Origin of the sequence: Nitratireductor aquimarinus (assembly GCF_017255295.1) — a bacterium.
GTDB lineage: Bacteria > Pseudomonadota > Alphaproteobacteria > Rhizobiales > Rhizobiaceae > Nitratireductor > Nitratireductor aquimarinus.
In genome coordinates, this window is the sequence record NZ_JAFKDE010000003.1 from 257,422 (window position 1) to 273,251 (window position 15,830).

A 15,830-nucleotide genomic window follows, 5' to 3' on the forward strand; every position below is an offset into this window, starting at 1 on the left:
GAATGCCGCTTGCGCTCTACACGTTCGGTGTGTTTTCCAAACCGGCGGATGATCCGGCCAATGATGGCTTTCACCGGCGGAATGATCCCATATTCGAGCTGGTCGATCAGGCCGAGGGGCTGATTGCGCGCTCCGGCTATGCATCGGATCCCGGCCCCTTGTCCTGGGGCGAGGAGGTCTATCCGCGTTTCTACGAGGAGAGGGGGGATGGATGGTCTCCGGCCACGCTGTCCTTATGGACAGACATGGAAGCGCTCTTCTCCTTCACCTATTTCGGGCTTCACGCCGAGGCGCTCAGGCGTGGCCGGGATTGGTTTGAAAAGCCGCAGTGGCCACCGCTGGCGATGTGGTGGCATCACGAAGAAGCCTATCCAGTCTGGGCCGAAGCCGTGCGGCGGCATGCGTATCTGCACGAGCATGGCCCGACGCCTGTGGCCTTCACCTTCAAACAGCCATTCGATGAAAAGGGTTTGCCGGTGAAGCTCGACAAGGCGCGCATTCAGGCGCTTCGCCCTTAGGGACGATGAGACCGCGCCGGGTGAAAAATCCATCCGGCGCATGTCAGTCAGATCAAATCAGGGCCGCAGTTCCTTCGCGCCCTTGTCAGTCAGCATCTTCGCGATCTCGTCATTGCCATTCGCGTTTGCGCGCACGAGCGGCGAATAGCCTTCGAAATCACGCGCATTGACGTCCGCGCCATTGTCGATGAGAAATTTGGCGAGCTCTTTATTGCCAACCATGCTTGCTAGATGCAGCGGCGTGTAGCCGTCCAGCTTCGCCGTGACGAGAGCCGGATCGCTCTGCATGGCCTTGATCGCTTCGGCATTCTTGCCAGTCCAGATCAGGTCACTGAGCGCCGCGTCGGCGGCGAGCGCCGGCCCGGAAAGACTGACCGCAATCAGGAAGGCTGAGACGAATTTCATGAGAATCTCCAGAACGTGATGAAAGCCACGTCCTAGGCCGCCGGCCAGTTAAATGTAATTGCCTCTGACTGCGACATTGTGCGCTGCTCCTGAAACAGAATGTGTCCAACTGGCTGCACAAGCAACTTTTCGGACGGTTACTTCGAACGCTGTGTTAGACGAAATCTGGACGAAAGGCGCAGTGGGAAGCAGATACATGATTGAGCCGAATGTGGAGCAGGGATTTTCTGAAATCGGTGTCCTTTTCGTGGCCGGTTTTGGCCCGATCACCAGAGAAGCTGAAGACAGTCGGGCGCTATATGCCGATACGCTGGGCCTGCCGCTCAAGCCATACGGCGAGAATGAGGATTATCTTCTGACCGAAGATGGCGAATTGGAGGGGTGCCGGCATTTCGCGCTTTGGCCACTCAGACAGGCCGCGCAGTCCTGTTTCGGTCGGGATGAGTGGCCGGCCGATCTGCCAACGCCGCAGGCATGGCTGGAGTTCGATGTGAAGAGCATTGCCGTCGCCACCGAAGGCCTCCTGGCGCGCGGGTATCATCTTCTGATCGCCAACAGGGAGGAACCCTGGGGTCAGAGAGTGACCCGTTTTCTCAGTCCTGAGGGCCTTTTGGTTGCCGTAAGCGAAACGCCATGGTTGCGGGGCTCGTAGAATCCAGACTTATCGGAGCTCGAAAGCACGGCACTCGCAAATCGCATCGCTACTGACGCGACATCGCGGCATGGTGGGAATGGCAGGTTTGTGGTGTTCGAACCATCCGCAGGCAGCACTTCAAACTTGAGCCCACCCAACCACACACAAAGGTCGCATAAGATAGATTATGGAACTGGCATGTGTCGATCAGCCAGCAGAACCAATGATGCGTGCGGTCGCCAGATAGCCGGCCCAGGCCGAAACGCCGGTCAGAACCGTGCCCCAGGCAATGTCGACGAAGGTCACCGCAATCGACCAGTTCTTCACGGTCGCAAGGTTCGTCATGTCATAGGTGCCGTAAGCGATGAGCCCCAGAATGGCGCCGGCGAAAAGCGCGCTGGCGGCGCTGCCATTGTTCAGCGATGGCGCGACGGCGAAATAGACGATGCCCGCCACATAGACGCAATAGAACAGTCCGGCAGCGACGAGATTGGGCTGGTCCAGCAAGAGATGTCCCATGCGCTCGCGGTAGAAGCCCGTGGCGACGCGTGACAGCCAGATGTAATCCAGCCCGAAGAACACAAGCGCTGTTGCGACATAGGCCACGAGATAGCTCATTCGATCTCTTTCTCCGTTTGTCCGTCGATTGTCAGATTCCGATGATTGGCTGCACGGCGCGCACCAGCCAGCTGCGGAATTTCAATGGCGCGTCCGTCACGGCCAGGCAGATGCAGTCTTCGCCTTCGGTGGCGATGGGCTGGTGCTGCAGCGTCTCGTCGGCTTCCTCGAAGTCGCCACGAGCAAAGAGATCGTCTCCGTCGTGAAAACTGCCGGAAAGAACGAGGGTCAGCTCCCTGCCCCTGTGGCCGTGCTCTGGCACCGGCTTGCCAGCCGGAATGCGCAGAAGTCGCACGCGCGCCGTACCGTCATCGGTCTCGATGGGCAGATGATAGGCTCCGCGACCGAGCGGCCGCCATTTCACCGTATCCACGTCGCCGCCCACATAAGAGCGTAATGGTTCTGGCAGAACCGTCTGCCCGGCTTGCGAAGAAGCCTTCGCCTTCACGGGCCGTTCAGCGTCCGGCGTATGCGCCCTGTCGGCGGCAAGCCGCTTTCTGAGGCTTTCCCAGGACGCGCTTTCGTCGCTGGCCGCTTCCTGCGTTGCCTCTTCATCCACCGGCTCGGCAATGAGCGCGCCGCCCGTCATTTCCATCACGGCCAGACGCCGGCGGCATGACGGGCAAAGCGCCAGATGCGTGGCGACAGCAATGCGCCAGCCTTCCGAAAGCTGGCCGGTTGCATAATCGAGAAGAAGCTCTTCGCTGATATGGTGCTGGATGCTCATGATCTGTCTCCCAGCGTCGCTCGCAGTCGATTGAACGCCAGACGAATGCGTGATTTCACGGTTCCCAGTGGCAGGTCGAGGCGCTTGGCGATCTCGCTGTGGGAAGCCTCGTCGAAAAATGCGAGATCGAGCAGCCTGCGTTGCTCGGGCGGCAGCTCTTCAAGTGCCGCATGGAGACGCCGCTCGTCATCACGGGCTTCCATTGTCTGATCGGCCGTCGGGTCTGCGTCAGGCACGAAAGCCGGATCGTTCGGGTCGAAATCCGGCCTCTTGGAGCGACGGTAGCTATCGATGCGCAGATTGCGCGCGATGGTGAAAATCCAGGTGGCCGCGTTGCCTTTGTCGGCGTCGAACTGCGCTGCTTTGCGCCACACCGTCATCATGGTTTCCTGCATCAGCTCCTCGGCTGCCTGCGGGTCCCGCACGAGACGCATCATATATGCGCGCACCCGCGGCCCGAAGGCGCGGAAAACCTGTTCAAAGGCCTCCATATCGCCATCGCTGCCGATCCTGGCGATGAGATCAGCCATCTCTGCCCTGGGCTCGGTATCCGTCGTCTTGGTCATCTCGCCCCGATTCACGGCGCGGCGGCGCTTCCGCGTCGCAGAGCCGGAGAACATTAAAAGCGCCTGTCGCACAGGCTTTGTCGGGCCGATTTCAAGGTTCATGCCCGCCACTACGCGATCTAGCGCGCTCCGGATCACAGCACACAAAAAAATGTCATGCCGGCAAATCCAGTCGCGCTTTGCTTGCGTATCTGAGTTCAAAGAGACGTCAAAAGGAAAAATCCGGTGCTCAACCAAGTTCGCCCAGCCAGCAGAGGCCATGTTGCTGTCATCGGAAGTGGTATTTCGGGCCTGTCGGCCGCCTGGCTTCTTTCGCGGTCGCGCCGGGTCACGCTTTACGAGGCAGATGCCCGCCCGGGCGGGCACGCCAACACGGTGGATGTTCCTTCCGAGACCGGTCCGATAGCGGTCGATACGGGGTTCATCGTCTACAATGACCGGAATTACCCCGAACTCGTCTCGCTCTTCGATCACTTAAGCGTTCCGACACTGCCATCGGACATGTCGTTCGCCGCGTCTCTGGATGGTGGACGTTTTGAATATTCCGGTTCCGGTCTGCGCGGTCTTCTGGGACAGAAGGCAAATGTGGTGCGCCCGCGTTTCTGGCGGATGCTGGCCGATGTTCTTCGGTTCTACCGCGAGGCCCCTTCCCTCCTGATCGAACGCAAACATGCCGATGAAACCCTCGGCTCCTATCTCAGGCTTTCCGGCTACAGCGAAGGCTTCATCAACGATCATCTCCTGCCCATGGGCGCAGCCATCTGGTCGACAACGTCTGAGGAGATGCGTGAATACCCACTGCATGCCTTCATCAGCTTCTTCGAACGGCACGGGCTTCTCTCGCTGTCGGATCGCCCGCGCTGGCGCACAGTGGCGGGCGGCAGCCGCACCTATGTGCGCCGGCTCCTTGACGATTTTGACGGCGAGTTGCGGCTTTCCACGCCGGTTGCAAACGTTCGACGGCTCAAGCATGGCGTGGAGGTCACAGACACGTCGGGTCATAAAGAACGGTTTGACGATGTCGTCATCGCAACGCATGCCGATCAGGCACTCAAGTTTCTGGAGGATGCGAGCGAGACGGAGCACCGGCTCCTGAGCGCCTTCTCCTACACGCCGAACAAGGCCGTCCTGCACAAGAACACGGATCTCATGCCGAAACGGCAAAGCGTCTGGTCGAGCTGGAACTATATCGAGCGCGACAGGAAGGCCGGCAACCGTCAGCTTTGCGTCACTTACTGGATGAACCGGCTCCAGAACATCGACCCCGCTCATCCGCTTTTCGTCACGCTCAATCCTTCGCAGGATATTCCGGACGAAGACGTGATTCAGGCGTTCGACTACACGCACCCGCTCTTCAACCACGCGGCTCTTTCGGCGCAGAAGCAACTCTGGCAGTTGCAGGGAAACCGCAACACGTGGTTCTGCGGTGCCTATTTCGGCAGCGGCTTCCACGAAGACGGCATCCGCGCCGGTCTTGGCGCCGCCGAGCTTCTGGCCGGCATCGCCGCGCCGTGGAAAAGTGGCAGGGCGGACGCCGCCGCCGCAAGGCGGGACGAGGCGCTTGTGGCAGCCGAATGAGCTGGAACTCCGCCATATACCGGGGTGAGGTGGTCCATGTGCGCCACCGGCCGCGCGTGCATCGGCTGCGCTACCGCGTGTTCGCACTGGATCTCGATCTGGACGAACTGCCGCGCCTGTCGAAGGCGCTCCGGTTTTTCGGCTACAACCGCCCTGCTCTCTTTTCGTTCCGCGACAGCGACCATGGAGATGGTCTTGCGGGCGGCCTGCGCCGCTGGGTGGATGCGCGCATCGCCGAGGCCGGGTTCGATCCCGCTTCCATGCGGGTCAGCGTTCTTTGTTATCCGCGCATTCTCGGCTATGTGTTCAATCCCCTCACCGTCTATTTCTGCCGCGACGAAAGAGGCGCGGTGCAGCTCGTTCTCTACGAGGTCTGCAACACGTTCAACGAGCGCCACACCTATGTGATCCCGGCCTCCGATACGGGCAGGCCCAGCATCCGACATTCCTGCGACAAGGCGCTTTATGTCTCGCCATTCCTCTCGATGGATTGCCGCTATGATTTCCGCATCGCTCCGCCGGGTGATGAAGTCATGGTCTCGATCAGCGAGAGCGAGGCGCGCGAGAAGGTGCTTTTCGCTTCCTTTTCCGGCAAGCGCCAGACGCTGACCGACGGGGCGCTCATCCGCCTCTTCTTCAGCCATCCGCTGATGACCCTCAAGGTCACCGGAGCCATTCATTTCGAGGCGCTTCGCCTCTGGCTGAAGGGCGTTCCATTTCACCGCCATCGGCCCGCCGACACCCCCGTCGCCAAAACACTGGTCGCCCCCAATCCCAAGGTGCAACAGCATGAGCCACATTGAGAACGTTTCCGGCCTCTCCACCCAGATCGACGGCGCGCTCTGGCAGCGCATCGTGTGCCGCTGGGCTGATGCGATCACCATTGGCCGGATCACCCTGCGCTTTCCCGATGGCCAGACCTACACCGCTGCCGGAGAAAAACCGGGTCCGGCTGCCGCCCTACGTTTCAACACCGGTCGCGGTTTCATGCAGATCCTTTCCGGCGGCAGCACGGGTTTTGCAAAGGCCTATCTCGACGGGCACGTAGACACGCCGGATCTTGATGCGATCATGGAGCTGGCGCTTGCCAATGAAAACCGCTGGCAGAATGTGCTCGACACGTCGAAGCTCGTCTCCCGGCTGGATTTCATCCGGCATCGTCTGCGGCGCAATTCACGCAGCGGCAGCCGGCGCAACATTGCCTATCACTATGATCTGGGCAACGCGTTCTATCGGCTCTGGCTCGATGACACGATGACCTATTCCTCGGCCCTTTACGAGGACGGCCAGACGGATCTGGAACAGGCGCAGATCGCGAAATATGACCGCATTCTGGAGCGGCTCGGGATCGGGCCGGATGACCGTGTTCTGGAGATCGGCTGCGGCTGGGGCGGCTTTGCCGAACATGCGATCCGCAAGACCGGCTGCCATGTGACCGGCCTGACGCTTTCCACCGAACAGGCGGATTATGCACGCGCCCGGCTGTCTGATGCCGGGTTGTCGGAGAAGGCCGACATTCGATTGCAGGACTACCGCGACTGTCAGGGCCGGTTCACAAAAATCGTGTCCATCGAGATGTTCGAGGCGGTGGGCGAGGAAAACTGGCCGCTTTATTTCGCCCGCGTGCGTGATCTGCTGGCCGAAGAGGGCCGTGCGCTTCTGCAGGTCATCACGATTGATGAAACCCGCTTCGACCATTACCGCCGCAATGCGGATTTCATCCAGAAATACATCTTTCCTGGCGGCATGCTCCCCTCGCCTGCAGCCTTCATAAATGCGGCCGGAACCGCCGGAATGGCGGTGGTTGACGAACTCCGCTTCGGTCCCGATTACGCCACCACGCTCGCCGAATGGGAGACACGCTTCCGCGCGTCCTGGGAGAAGATAGAAGCGCTCGGCTTCGATGAGCGCTTCTATCGCATGTGGCTCTATTATCTCGCTTATTGCCGGACTGGATTCCGCACCGGCCGCATCGATGTGGTCCAGTTCGAGCTTGTGAAACCGTGAGGCGCGCGGTGCGCCTTACGCAGTTTCCTGCGCGCGCACCAGCTTTCTCGTGATCGCAAACCTGAGGCCTGCGGGAAGTGCGTGAAGGAGCTTCACCGCGAGCTTCATCTTCCATGGAAAGATGATCTCGTAGCGGCGGTCAGTAAGCCCGCGTTCAATGTGTTCTGCGGCCTCGTCGGCCGAAATCATGAACGGCATTGGAAAATCGTTGCGCGCCGTCAGCGGCGTGTCGACGAAACCGGGATTGATGATGCTGAGCGAAACATTCCGGCGCTCGGCTTCGGGCTTCATCGCTTCACACAGATTGTTCAGCGCGGCCTTGGTCGCGCCATAGGTTGCCCCGCCCGGAAGCCCGGTATAACCGGCGACCGAGGCCATGATGGCGATCTGCCCCCGGCCCCGCCGCATCATTGCCTGAAGCACCGGATCGAGCGCATTGCACGCCCCTTGCAGATTGACCGATATCATTCTGGCGGCGGTTTCCGCGCTGAAACCGAACGCGCCATCCCGCGTATAGGTGCCCGCCCCCAGAACGGCCATGTCCACCGGCCCGAGCGCTTCTTCGATGGCCTCGAACACGGCGCGTGTTTCATCCATCTCTGTCACGTCGAGCGGATACGGGTGAATGCTCTCCGGGACTTCTTTTGCGAGATTGAGGAGCGCCTCTTCACTGCGCGCGCTTGCCGCCACGCGCCAGCCCGATTTGGTCAGTCGCAGGGCAAGCGCGCGTCCGATGCCGGAACTGGCGCCGGTGATCCAGACGAGACGGTTTGCGGAAATTTCGCTCATTTTCACTCGTTCTCCTGCGCTTTTGTCACAAAACACTACGAGAATCGGCGAAAAGTGGATCACCACACGCGGGTTCAAAAAATGTCGGTGACACACCCGACCTTCGCGTGGCGATTATGCAGAAAACCCAGCAATTGCAGGCGTTTGCGCTGTGGTCCACAGGCGAACCGGAAACACGCCGGCTAAGCTTGACAAAACAAATGCGCTATTTTCTTATTAAAAGAACATTTGTTTCATATTTCCATTGGAAACGACATGCGCATAGGCGTCGCCCGGCTCTGGCACGAGGCAAACTCATTCTCAGTCTGCGAAACCCGTCTGGAGCAGTTTCAGGCCCGCGAATGGGTGCGCGGCGAAGAAGCTCGCGAACTCTACCGGGACACGTCCACGGAACCGGGCGGTGCGCTCGCCTGGGCCGAGCAGCGCGAAAACGTCGAGCTGGTCTTCTCCCGTTGCGCATCAGCGGCTCCGGCCGGCCCGGTCGATCAGGCGCTGCTTGACCGGTTGACGCAGGAAATCGTCGAAGACGCATCGCTGGACGGTATCGACGGGCTCTACCTCTCGCTTCACGGCGCATGCATCGGAACCACGGATCTCGATCCGGAGCTGACGCTTGTCAAAGCCCTGCGTCAGCGCTTTCCCGATCTGCCGATTGCGGCCTCCTTCGACATGCATGCCTGCATCGCGCCTGAACTGGCCGATATGTTGAATGCGGCAACCATCTATCGCACCTACCCGCATGTGGACATGGCCGAGACTGCGCAGGCCGCACTCGACATGCTTGCCTGCATGGTGGAAGGCGGGCTGAAGCCCCGCGTGATCCTGCGCCGGATCGGGCGCATTCTGCCGAGCTTCAACATGCGCACCGACGGGCCGGGCCCGATGCGTGACATCGAGGCGAAGGCGCAGATCCTTGCGCCGGATGCTGCCGCCGCGCCCTTCCCCGCAGCCTACCCCTATGCAAGCTTTGCTTACGCGGATGTTCCCGTCGCAGATGCCGGCGTTCTGGTAACCTGTCTCAACGAAGCCGAGGGCTCCGCACTGGCGGACGAGGTTGCGGCTTTCATGCTTTCGCAGCAGGCCCGCTTTCAGCCGGATCTGCCATCCGCGCATGAGGCGCTCGCGGCCTGTCCGTGGGCGAGCGGCGCGCGCGTCGCGTTTCTGGAACCTTCTGACAATCCGCTTTCCGGCGGCATTGGCGATACGCCGGGTCTGTTTGCAGCGGCTCTGGAAGCCGATCTGCCGGAAGGCAGCGTCTTCGCGTTTTTCTGCGATCCCGATCTGGTGACGAAATCCCACGAAGCGGGGGCCGGGGCGACGCTCGAAGTCTCGCTGGGCGGACGGCTTGACGACCGGTTCGGCGAACCGCTGCGTTGCATGGCCAAGGTGCTCTGCGTCACTGATGGCCGGTTCCGCAACGAAGACGCGATGGAGCGCGGCATGCCGGTGGACCTCGGCCCCACCGCACTGATCGGTGTGAACGGTCTGCGGGTCATCGTCACCACGGGCTGCCAGTCGCCCAACGACACGGCCTATTTCCGCCTTCACGGCATCGATATCGACACGGTGCCCGTGCTTCTCGCCAAGGCGAAAAACCATTTCCGCGCTGCTTTCGGCAGCCGGTTTGACGTCATCCAGTCCTGCGAAACGCTGGGGCCAGCCATGGCTGACGTTTCACAACTGCCCTTCCGAAATGTGCCTCGGGAGCGCTTCAACCTGAAAGAACAGAGGGAAACATGAAGAAGACAATTACTGCCGCCCTGCTCGGCCTTGCGGCAAGCTCCGTCAGCGCCGCTGCCATCGAACTCACCGTCAGCTCCTGGGTCGCGCCGTCGCATCCGACGATCTTTGCTGGCTATGAAACCTACTTCCCGGCTGTGGCCAAGGCCTCCGGCGGTGATGTGACCTTCAACCTGGTTTCCGGCGGCGCTCTGCTGGGCGGCAAGGAAACGCTGACCGGTCTTGGCGACGGCGTTGCCGATGCATCCGTTCTGGCGCTGACCTACAACCCGGCCCAGCTGCCGACCAGCCAGCTCGTTGCGGAACTCGCCATGCTGAGCGGCGATTCACTGGCCGTTGCCGCTGCCGTGACCGAGTTCACGCTGCTCAACTGCGCGCCCTGCGTTGACGAATTTTCCAAGCAGAACGTCGTTTACACCGGCAGCTACGCGACGGCGCCCTATGCGCTGATCAGCAAGGAAGACGTGACCCAGACCGGCGACGTGGCTGGCAAGCGCATCCGTTCGCCCGGTGGCGCATGGGATCGCTGGATCGGCGAGGCCGGCGCGACCGTCGTGCACACCTCCAGCTCGGAAATGTATGAGGCGCTGGACAAGGGCGTGATCGACATCGCCATGCAGCCTGCCGCTTCGCTCAAGACGCATTCGCTCTGGGATGTGGCCGACACGATCACGCTGGGCAGCTTCGGCGTCTACAATTCCGGTCCGCTGCTTGCGTTCAACAAGGACGCGTGGATGGAGCTGAGCGCTGAAAACCGTCGCGTTCTGCTCGACGAGATGGCTGACGCCATCGTCGCGACCACCGAAGCCTATGTGGCGCAGAACGAAGACGCCAAGGCGGAAGCCGCCGACCACGGCATGAAGGTTCTCGACAAGCCGGAAGCGCTGGAGACGGAAATTGCCGCCTTCAACAGCCAGGACATCGCCTCCATCATCGAGAAGGCGCAGGACGTCTACGGCGTCGAGAATGCGCAAGCGCTGATCGAGAGCTACCAGGCATCGCTTGCCAAATGGGAAGAGATCACGGCTTCCGGTCTTTCCGGCGAGGCGTTTGCCGAGCGCATGAAGACCGAGATCTTCGACAAGCTTTCGGAAAACGAATACGGCCTTTGAGCCGGTCGCGGCGGCGCTTCATGAGCGCCGCCCCTTCTATCTGACACGCCGGATATTCCATGCAACAAATCGATGTCTTCCTGGGCAGGCTGGGGCGTCTTCTCGCGCTTGCGGCAAGCCTTTGCCTCGTCGTCATGATGTTCCAGATCTGCCTTGATGTTGGCGGGCGTTACCTCTTTGGCAAGCCCATGCCCTCAACGCTCGAGATCGTCTCGGACTGGTGGATGCCGGCGCTGATCTTCCTGCCGCTGCTCAATGTGGAATGGCGCAACGAAAACATTGCCGTCGACCTGTTCTATCAGGGGCTCGGCCCCCGTGCGCAGGCCGTGCTTGATGTGATCGCCCTCGTGTGTTTCGGCGTGTTCCTCGCGCTCATCGCCTATGCCGGTTTCGAGCAGGCCATGCGCGCCTATCGGCAGGGCGAGTTCATCATCGGCATGATCCCCGTCATTACCTGGCCGCCCCGTTTCTTCCTGCCGGTGGCGGGCTTCCTGACGGCCCTTCTTTGCTTTGTCCGGGCCGTACGCGCCGTTGGCCGCGCCGCTTCGACCAAAGCCGAAACCAGCGACATCTAGGGGCCTATCGTGGATAGCATCACACTCGTCTACTGGGCGCTTGGCGCGCTCATGATCCTTCTGGCGCTGCGCGTCCCCGTTGCAGCAGCCCTTGGCCTCGTCGCCATTGTCGGCATGTATATTCTGGTTGGCGAGCGGGCCACCTGGGGCGTTCTTCGCTCGGTCCCGCATGCCTTTGCCGCACACTGGAGCCTGAGCGCCATCCCCATGTTCCTGTTCATGGGCTATGTCTGCTTCTCTGCCGGTCTGACCGACGGTCTGTTCCGCGTGGCGCGGGCCTGGCTGAACTTCCTGCCGGGCGGCCTTGCCATCTCGTCTGTTGGCGGGGCTGCGCTCTTCTCCTCCGTCACCGGCTCCTCCGTTGCCTGTGCGGCGGCCATGGGCAAGATTGCCGTGCCGGCCATGCTCGACCGCGGCTATGACGCAAAGCTCGCCGTTGGCACCATCGCGGCTGCCGGCACCATGGGCTCGCTCATTCCGCCAAGCACGATCCTGCTGCTTTACGCCGTCTTTGCCGAAGTGCCGGTCAGTGAACTGTTCATCGGCGCGGTCATTCCGGGGCTTATCACTGCGCTCATGTATGCGCTGATGATCCTGATGCGGGTGAAGTACAATCCGTCTCTGGCTCCGCGCGAGATGAGCGTCGACTGGCGTGAGCGCTTTCTGGCGCTCGGCGAGACCTGGCCGCTCTTCCTGCTTGTCATCACGGTTTTCGGCGGCATCTTTGCCGGTCTCTTCTCGGCAACGGAAGCGGGCGCCATCGGCGCGCTGGCGGCCATCGCCATCGGTTTCGCCAAGCGCACGCTCTCCTGGCGAGCCCTGAAGGACGCCGCGTTCGAGACCATCCGCTCCACCTCGGCCATCTTCCTGATCGCCGTGGCCGCAGCGCTGCTGACCCGCCTCTTCGCCTTCGCCGGCTTCCCTGATTATGTGCAGGGACTGATCGGCGAGGACATGTCGCCGCTGCTCATCATCATCGCCGTGTCGCTGATCTATCTGGTTCTGGGCATGTTCCTCGACCCGATCGGCGTGATGCTTTTGACGCTGCCCGTTCTGCTGCCGATCTTCGAGACGGCGGACATCAGCCTCATCTATGCGGGTGTGATGATCACCAAATATCTGGAGATCGGTCTCATCACGCCACCGGTCGGGCTCAATGTGTTCGTGATCAAGAATGTCGTGGCGGACAGGGTGTCGATCAGCGACGTCTTCCGCGGCGTGGGCTGGTTCCTGCTTGCCGATGTGGTGACGGTGGCCATACTCATAGCCTTCCCGGCGACCGTTCTGTGGTTGCCCAGCCTGATAAGCGGGTGACACCATGACCGAGGCCCCTACCCTTGAAGCCCTGAGCCAGCGGATGATTGCCGAGATCGACGCATTGCCGCGTCGACTGGCCGATGGCGCACGCTATCTGATCGATCATCCCGACGATGTGGTGCTTCTCTCCATGCGCGAGATCGCCACACGCGCCGGCATTGCGCCGGCGACGCTGGTGCGGCTGGCGCGCACGCTGGGCTTTGCCGACTGGTCGGAACTGCGCGCGGTCTACGCCAACAGTTTCCGGACCGGGCCGGCCCGCTATGCCGACAAGGCGGTGGCGGCCGTGCAGCAGGACAAGGGCGCGGGGCTTCTCAGCGAAACGTTTCGCGCGCAGGAGGCGAGCCTCGCCTTTGCGCTCGAAAGCAATGCGCTTGAGGACATCACGGCGGCGGCGCGCACGCTCGCCCATGCCGAGCGCATCTATGTGGCTGCCTTCATGAGTTGCCGGGGACCGGGCCTCACCTTCACCTATCTGTGCAAGATGCTGCGCCCGAACGTGGAGTTTCTCGGCAGCGAAGGCTCATCGCTGGTGGCCGACCTTTCCATGCTCACCGAGCGCGATGCGGTTCTCTCGATCAACTTCCAGCCCTATGCGCGCGAAATCGACATGGTGGCCGAGGCTGTCGCAAAGTCGGGTGCAAGCCTGATCAGCCTGGCCGACAGCCGCGCCACGCCGCTTCAACCGCACGCCTCCACCTGCCTTCTGTTCTCTGCAGAGAGCCCGTCCTTCTTCCCCTCCGTCATTTCCGCCGTAGGCGTTGTCGAGGGGCTTGCAGCGGCCATGCTGACCGAGCTGCAGGACACGGCCATGGAGCGGATCGGCCACATCGAAGAACAGCTTTACACATCCGGTTCCTACCACGCGCACCGTCGTGCGCGATAACAGAGACGTCCCAATGACCCACGTGTTTCATCGCTCCCCGAAAAACCCGCTGCCGCTCGCAGTGAAAGGGGCTGGCGCCTACATCACCGACGAGACCGGCAAGCGCTATATCGACGCCTGCGGCGGCGCGGCCGTTTCCTGCATCGGCCATGGCGATGTGCGCGTTCTCGAGGCCGTTCAGCGCCAGATGAGCGAAATCAGCTATGCGCATACGAGCTTCTTTACCTCGGCTGCCGCCGAGGCGCTGGCCGACCATCTGTGCGCGGCAAGCCCGGTCCCGCTCGACAAGGTCTATCTGGTCGGCTCCGGTTCCGAGGCCGTTGAAGCGGCCATCAAGATGGCGCGCCAATATCACCTGGAGCGCGGGGAAGCATCGCGCAAGCTCGTGATCTCCCGCCACCAGAGCTATCACGGCAACACGCTGGGCGCGCTTTCCGTCGGCGGCAACCCGCCACGGCGCAAGCCCTACGGCCCCTTCCTTCTGGAAGAGCCGAAGATCGAGCCCTGCTTTGCCTATCGCTATGCGAAAGAAGGCGAAAGCGCGGAAGACTATGCCCTGCGTGCAGCGAACCTTCTGGAAGACAAGATCCTCGAGCTCGGGCCGGAAAACGTCGTGGCGTTCCTGGCGGAGACAGTGGTGGGCGCAACGGCTGGCGCAGTGGCCGCCGAGGCCGGCTATTTCCGCCGCATCCGCGAGATCTGCGACCGCTATGACGTGCTTCTCATCCTCGATGAAGTGATGTGTGGCTCCGGGCGCACGGGCACGTTCCTCGCCTGCGAAGAGGAAAATGTAACGCCCGACATCCTGACGCTCGCCAAGGGACTGGGCGGCGGATATCAGCCCATCGCGGCGGTGATGTGCACGGCCAATGTCTATGACACCATCGTCAATGGCAGCGGCGGTTTCGTGCACGGGCACACCTATTCGGCTCATCCGCTTGCCTGCGCGGCGGCACTTGCAGTTCAGAAGATCATCCGCGACGACGACCTGCTCGCCAATGTGCGTGCGCGTGGCGCGCAGCTTCAGGAGCGGCTTCAGGCGCGTTTCGGCAACCATCCCCATGTGGGCGATGTGCGCGGGCGCGGGCTTCTGCAGGCCATCGAGCTGGTCGAACATCGCGACGCCAAAACGCCATTTTCGCCTGAACGGCGCATCGGCGCGGCGATAAAGAAAGAAGCGATGGCCGCTGGCCTGATGGTTTATCCGGGAGCGGGCACCATTGATGGCGTATCGGGCGACCACGTGCTGCTCGCACCACCTTACAATGTTGACGCCGAAACCATTGATCTGATTGTCGACAGGCTGGGGCTGGCGGTGGATGCGGCCCTCGCCCGTCAAGGCTGAAATGCGCAGTTATGCGCCTCTTATGTGAGGCGCATAACAACGTAAAAACAATTAATTGCCGGAGGTTTCGTTTGTAAAAGATGAAATCGCCAGATCAGGAAACCGGCATCGAGCCAGCAACCATCCGGTGCCCGGCGACACGGTGGAAGAAGCCGTTGCTGAAGCGCGTTTGAGCGCAGGTTTCCGAGAGCTGCGCAAGCGCTTCCTCGCTGTCGATTTTTCCGTCGAGACAGGCCCGGAAAGTCTCCGCCACCGCAACCATGTCGACCGATTGCGGCATGAGCCGCAGATGGCGGATGCCCATTGCGACAAGCTCGGCCATCTCCCGAACGAGACAGATATAGCTTTCAGACTGGGTCTGGATTCCGTTCACCCTGAGGAACGGCGTCCCGTCGGCGGTCAGGAGCGGCATGCCATCGGGATCGTCCTCGCAGACGAACTGGCAATTGTCCTTGTGACGGCCATGGGCGCGGGCATGGTAGCAGCGTGCGGAAACGGCAAGCGGCGCGCGGCCGAACACCTGAAACTCGGTCTCGATGGCGATTTCGCCTGCTGCCTTGGCGGCATGGGCGAGTGAGGCGCGCGGCAGTTCGTGTGGCAGGCACACATGTGTCGCGCCGTTCTGCGCCAGCCAGGCGATGGTCGCTTCGTTATAGGCGTTGAGGAACGGACCGATGCGGTGCGGTGCGCCGGCCCGTGCATGAAGGCCGGCCGCATTGTTGATTTCGATCTCGGCGCCTTCCATTTCGCAGAGTGCGCGCGTGGCCTGCCGCTCGCGCGGAAGCATGACTTCGGCAAGCGATGACAGAACCACGGTCTTCCCGGCTCTCTCGAGGCGCTCGATGATGTCCGGCATGTCGCGCTCGAAGAAGGGCGCGCGTTTCGAGCAGATCACCTCCCCCAGATAAACGGTTTCGAGCGGGGCCTCGTCGGCAATGCGCGCATAGAAATCGCGCTTGCGTTCAGCGGGCCAGTGATAGGCTATCGGCCCGAGCGTCAGAGCGGCGTGCATC

The 15,830-nt window shown here is 61.6% G+C and carries 17 protein-coding genes; 11 read left to right on the forward strand and 6 right to left on the reverse strand.

Annotated elements, in window-relative coordinates; genetic code table 11:
- The first annotated feature begins 2 nt into the window (after nucleotides 1-2).
- Nucleotides 3-518, forward strand: a complete 516-nt coding sequence (locus tag JYP46_RS05940) for a DUF3291 domain-containing protein (RefSeq protein ID WP_206547545.1) — start codon at nucleotides 3-5, stop codon at nucleotides 516-518.
- Nucleotides 519-575: 57 nt separating this feature from the next.
- On the opposite strand, the gene JYP46_RS05945 is transcribed toward JYP46_RS05940, so the two are convergent.
- Nucleotides 576-923 carry an ankyrin repeat domain-containing protein gene (locus tag JYP46_RS05945; protein ID WP_206547546.1) on the reverse strand — a complete coding sequence of 116 codons (348 nt, stop codon included), beginning with the start codon at nucleotides 921-923 and terminating at the stop codon, nucleotides 576-578.
- Between the two features lie 196 nt (nucleotides 924-1,119).
- Here JYP46_RS05945 and JYP46_RS05950 point away from each other — a divergent pair, with 196 nt between their 5' ends.
- Nucleotides 1,120-1,575: a VOC family protein gene (locus tag JYP46_RS05950; protein WP_206545284.1), complete on the forward strand. Its 456-nt coding sequence runs from the start codon at nucleotides 1,120-1,122 to the stop codon at nucleotides 1,573-1,575.
- 189 nt (nucleotides 1,576-1,764) lie between these two features.
- Here the strand turns inward: JYP46_RS05950 and JYP46_RS05955 are convergent, their stop codons facing one another.
- Genes JYP46_RS05955 through JYP46_RS05965 form a run of 3 tightly spaced genes read right to left on the reverse strand, consistent with a single transcriptional unit; the run spans nucleotide 1,765 to nucleotide 3,729 of the window.
- The gene (locus JYP46_RS05955; RefSeq protein ID WP_113155219.1) at nucleotides 1,765-2,175 is read right to left on the reverse strand and encodes a DUF2177 family protein; all 411 of its coding nucleotides are present in this window, start codon (nucleotides 2,173-2,175) and stop codon (nucleotides 1,765-1,767) included.
- 31 nt (nucleotides 2,176-2,206) lie between these two features.
- A complete protein-coding gene (locus JYP46_RS05960) occupies nucleotides 2,207-2,902 on the reverse strand; it encodes a ChrR family anti-sigma-E factor (RefSeq protein ID WP_206547547.1) in 696 nt (231 codons plus the stop codon).
- Nucleotides 2,899-3,729: a sigma-70 family RNA polymerase sigma factor gene (locus JYP46_RS05965; protein ID WP_222473931.1), complete on the reverse strand. Its 831-nt coding sequence runs from the start codon at nucleotides 3,727-3,729 to the stop codon at nucleotides 2,899-2,901. The genes JYP46_RS05960 and JYP46_RS05965 overlap by 4 nt, the downstream gene beginning before the upstream one ends.
- Between JYP46_RS05965 and JYP46_RS05970 the strand changes: the two genes are divergently transcribed.
- From JYP46_RS05970 to JYP46_RS05980, 3 genes are read left to right on the forward strand one after another with little or no spacing between them, the layout of a single operon-like run.
- The gene (locus JYP46_RS05970; protein WP_206547548.1) at nucleotides 3,694-5,046 is read left to right on the forward strand and encodes an NAD(P)/FAD-dependent oxidoreductase; all 1,353 of its coding nucleotides are present in this window, start codon (nucleotides 3,694-3,696) and stop codon (nucleotides 5,044-5,046) included. The genes JYP46_RS05965 and JYP46_RS05970 overlap by 36 nt on opposite strands.
- On the forward strand, nucleotides 5,043-5,849 hold the full coding sequence (locus JYP46_RS05975) for a DUF1365 domain-containing protein (protein ID WP_206545287.1): 807 nt from the start codon (nucleotides 5,043-5,045) through the stop codon (nucleotides 5,847-5,849). The genes JYP46_RS05970 and JYP46_RS05975 overlap by 4 nt, the downstream gene beginning before the upstream one ends.
- Nucleotides 5,836-7,053, forward strand: a complete 1,218-nt coding sequence (locus tag JYP46_RS05980) for an SAM-dependent methyltransferase (protein ID WP_206547549.1) — start codon at nucleotides 5,836-5,838, stop codon at nucleotides 7,051-7,053. The genes JYP46_RS05975 and JYP46_RS05980 overlap by 14 nt, the downstream gene beginning before the upstream one ends.
- A gap of 15 nt (nucleotides 7,054-7,068) precedes the next feature.
- On the opposite strand, the gene JYP46_RS05985 is transcribed toward JYP46_RS05980, so the two are convergent.
- A complete protein-coding gene (locus tag JYP46_RS05985) occupies nucleotides 7,069-7,842 on the reverse strand; it encodes an SDR family NAD(P)-dependent oxidoreductase (RefSeq protein ID WP_206547552.1) in 774 nt (257 codons plus the stop codon).
- A 255-nt stretch (nucleotides 7,843-8,097) separates the two neighbouring features.
- Here JYP46_RS05985 and JYP46_RS05990 point away from each other — a divergent pair, with 255 nt between their 5' ends.
- From JYP46_RS05990 to JYP46_RS06015, 6 genes are read left to right on the forward strand one after another with little or no spacing between them, the layout of a single operon-like run.
- Nucleotides 8,098-9,582: a M81 family metallopeptidase gene (locus JYP46_RS05990; protein ID WP_206547554.1), complete on the forward strand. Its 1,485-nt coding sequence runs from the start codon at nucleotides 8,098-8,100 to the stop codon at nucleotides 9,580-9,582.
- Nucleotides 9,579-10,694, forward strand: coding sequence for a C4-dicarboxylate TRAP transporter substrate-binding protein (locus JYP46_RS05995; RefSeq protein WP_206547555.1), 1,116 nt, complete (start codon nucleotides 9,579-9,581; stop codon nucleotides 10,692-10,694). The genes JYP46_RS05990 and JYP46_RS05995 overlap by 4 nt, the downstream gene beginning before the upstream one ends.
- 59 nt (nucleotides 10,695-10,753) lie before the next feature.
- On the forward strand, nucleotides 10,754-11,269 hold the full coding sequence (locus JYP46_RS06000) for a TRAP transporter small permease subunit (RefSeq protein ID WP_206547556.1): 516 nt from the start codon (nucleotides 10,754-10,756) through the stop codon (nucleotides 11,267-11,269).
- 9 nt (nucleotides 11,270-11,278) lie between these two features.
- Nucleotides 11,279-12,583 (forward strand): TRAP transporter large permease, encoded by a 1,305-nt coding sequence (locus JYP46_RS06005; protein ID WP_206547557.1) that lies wholly within the window; start codon nucleotides 11,279-11,281, stop codon nucleotides 12,581-12,583.
- Nucleotides 12,584-12,587: 4 nt separating this feature from the next.
- A complete protein-coding gene (locus tag JYP46_RS06010; RefSeq protein ID WP_206545294.1) occupies nucleotides 12,588-13,472 on the forward strand; it encodes a MurR/RpiR family transcriptional regulator in 885 nt (294 codons plus the stop codon).
- A gap of 13 nt (nucleotides 13,473-13,485) precedes the next feature.
- The gene (locus JYP46_RS06015) at nucleotides 13,486-14,817 is read left to right on the forward strand and encodes an aspartate aminotransferase family protein (protein WP_206547558.1); all 1,332 of its coding nucleotides are present in this window, start codon (nucleotides 13,486-13,488) and stop codon (nucleotides 14,815-14,817) included.
- Nucleotides 14,818-14,911: 94 nt separating this feature from the next.
- On the opposite strand, the gene ubiV is transcribed toward JYP46_RS06015, so the two are convergent.
- The gene (gene ubiV / locus JYP46_RS06020; RefSeq protein WP_206547559.1) at nucleotides 14,912-15,829 is read right to left on the reverse strand and encodes a ubiquinone anaerobic biosynthesis protein UbiV; all 918 of its coding nucleotides are present in this window, start codon (nucleotides 15,827-15,829) and stop codon (nucleotides 14,912-14,914) included.
- Nucleotide 15,830 lies beyond the last annotated feature (1 nt).

Coding starts and splice junctions, on each gene's coding strand:
- JYP46_RS05940 (WP_206547545.1), top strand. CDS start 3: ATGCCGCTTGCGCTCTACACGTTCGGTGTGTTTTCCAAACCGGCGGAT.
- JYP46_RS05945 (WP_206547546.1), bottom strand. CDS start 923: ATGAAATTCGTCTCAGCCTTCCTGATTGCGGTCAGTCTTTCCGGGCCG.
- JYP46_RS05950 (WP_206545284.1), top strand. CDS start 1,120: ATGATTGAGCCGAATGTGGAGCAGGGATTTTCTGAAATCGGTGTCCTT.
- JYP46_RS05955 (WP_113155219.1), bottom strand. CDS start 2,175: ATGAGCTATCTCGTGGCCTATGTCGCAACAGCGCTTGTGTTCTTCGGG.
- JYP46_RS05960 (WP_206547547.1), bottom strand. CDS start 2,902: ATGAGCATCCAGCACCATATCAGCGAAGAGCTTCTTCTCGATTATGCA.
- JYP46_RS05965 (WP_222473931.1), bottom strand. CDS start 3,729: ATGGCCTCTGCTGGCTGGGCGAACTTGGTTGAGCACCGGATTTTTCCT.
- JYP46_RS05975 (WP_206545287.1), top strand. CDS start 5,043: ATGAGCTGGAACTCCGCCATATACCGGGGTGAGGTGGTCCATGTGCGC.
- JYP46_RS05980 (WP_206547549.1), top strand. CDS start 5,836: ATGAGCCACATTGAGAACGTTTCCGGCCTCTCCACCCAGATCGACGGC.
- JYP46_RS05985 (WP_206547552.1), bottom strand. CDS start 7,842: ATGAGCGAAATTTCCGCAAACCGTCTCGTCTGGATCACCGGCGCCAGT.
- JYP46_RS05990 (WP_206547554.1), top strand. CDS start 8,098: ATGCGCATAGGCGTCGCCCGGCTCTGGCACGAGGCAAACTCATTCTCA.
- JYP46_RS05995 (WP_206547555.1), top strand. CDS start 9,579: ATGAAGAAGACAATTACTGCCGCCCTGCTCGGCCTTGCGGCAAGCTCC.
- JYP46_RS06000 (WP_206547556.1), top strand. CDS start 10,754: ATGCAACAAATCGATGTCTTCCTGGGCAGGCTGGGGCGTCTTCTCGCG.
- JYP46_RS06010 (WP_206545294.1), top strand. CDS start 12,588: ATGACCGAGGCCCCTACCCTTGAAGCCCTGAGCCAGCGGATGATTGCC.
- JYP46_RS06015 (WP_206547558.1), top strand. CDS start 13,486: ATGACCCACGTGTTTCATCGCTCCCCGAAAAACCCGCTGCCGCTCGCA.
- ubiV (WP_206547559.1), bottom strand. CDS start 15,829: ATGCACGCCGCTCTGACGCTCGGGCCGATAGCCTATCACTGGCCCGCT.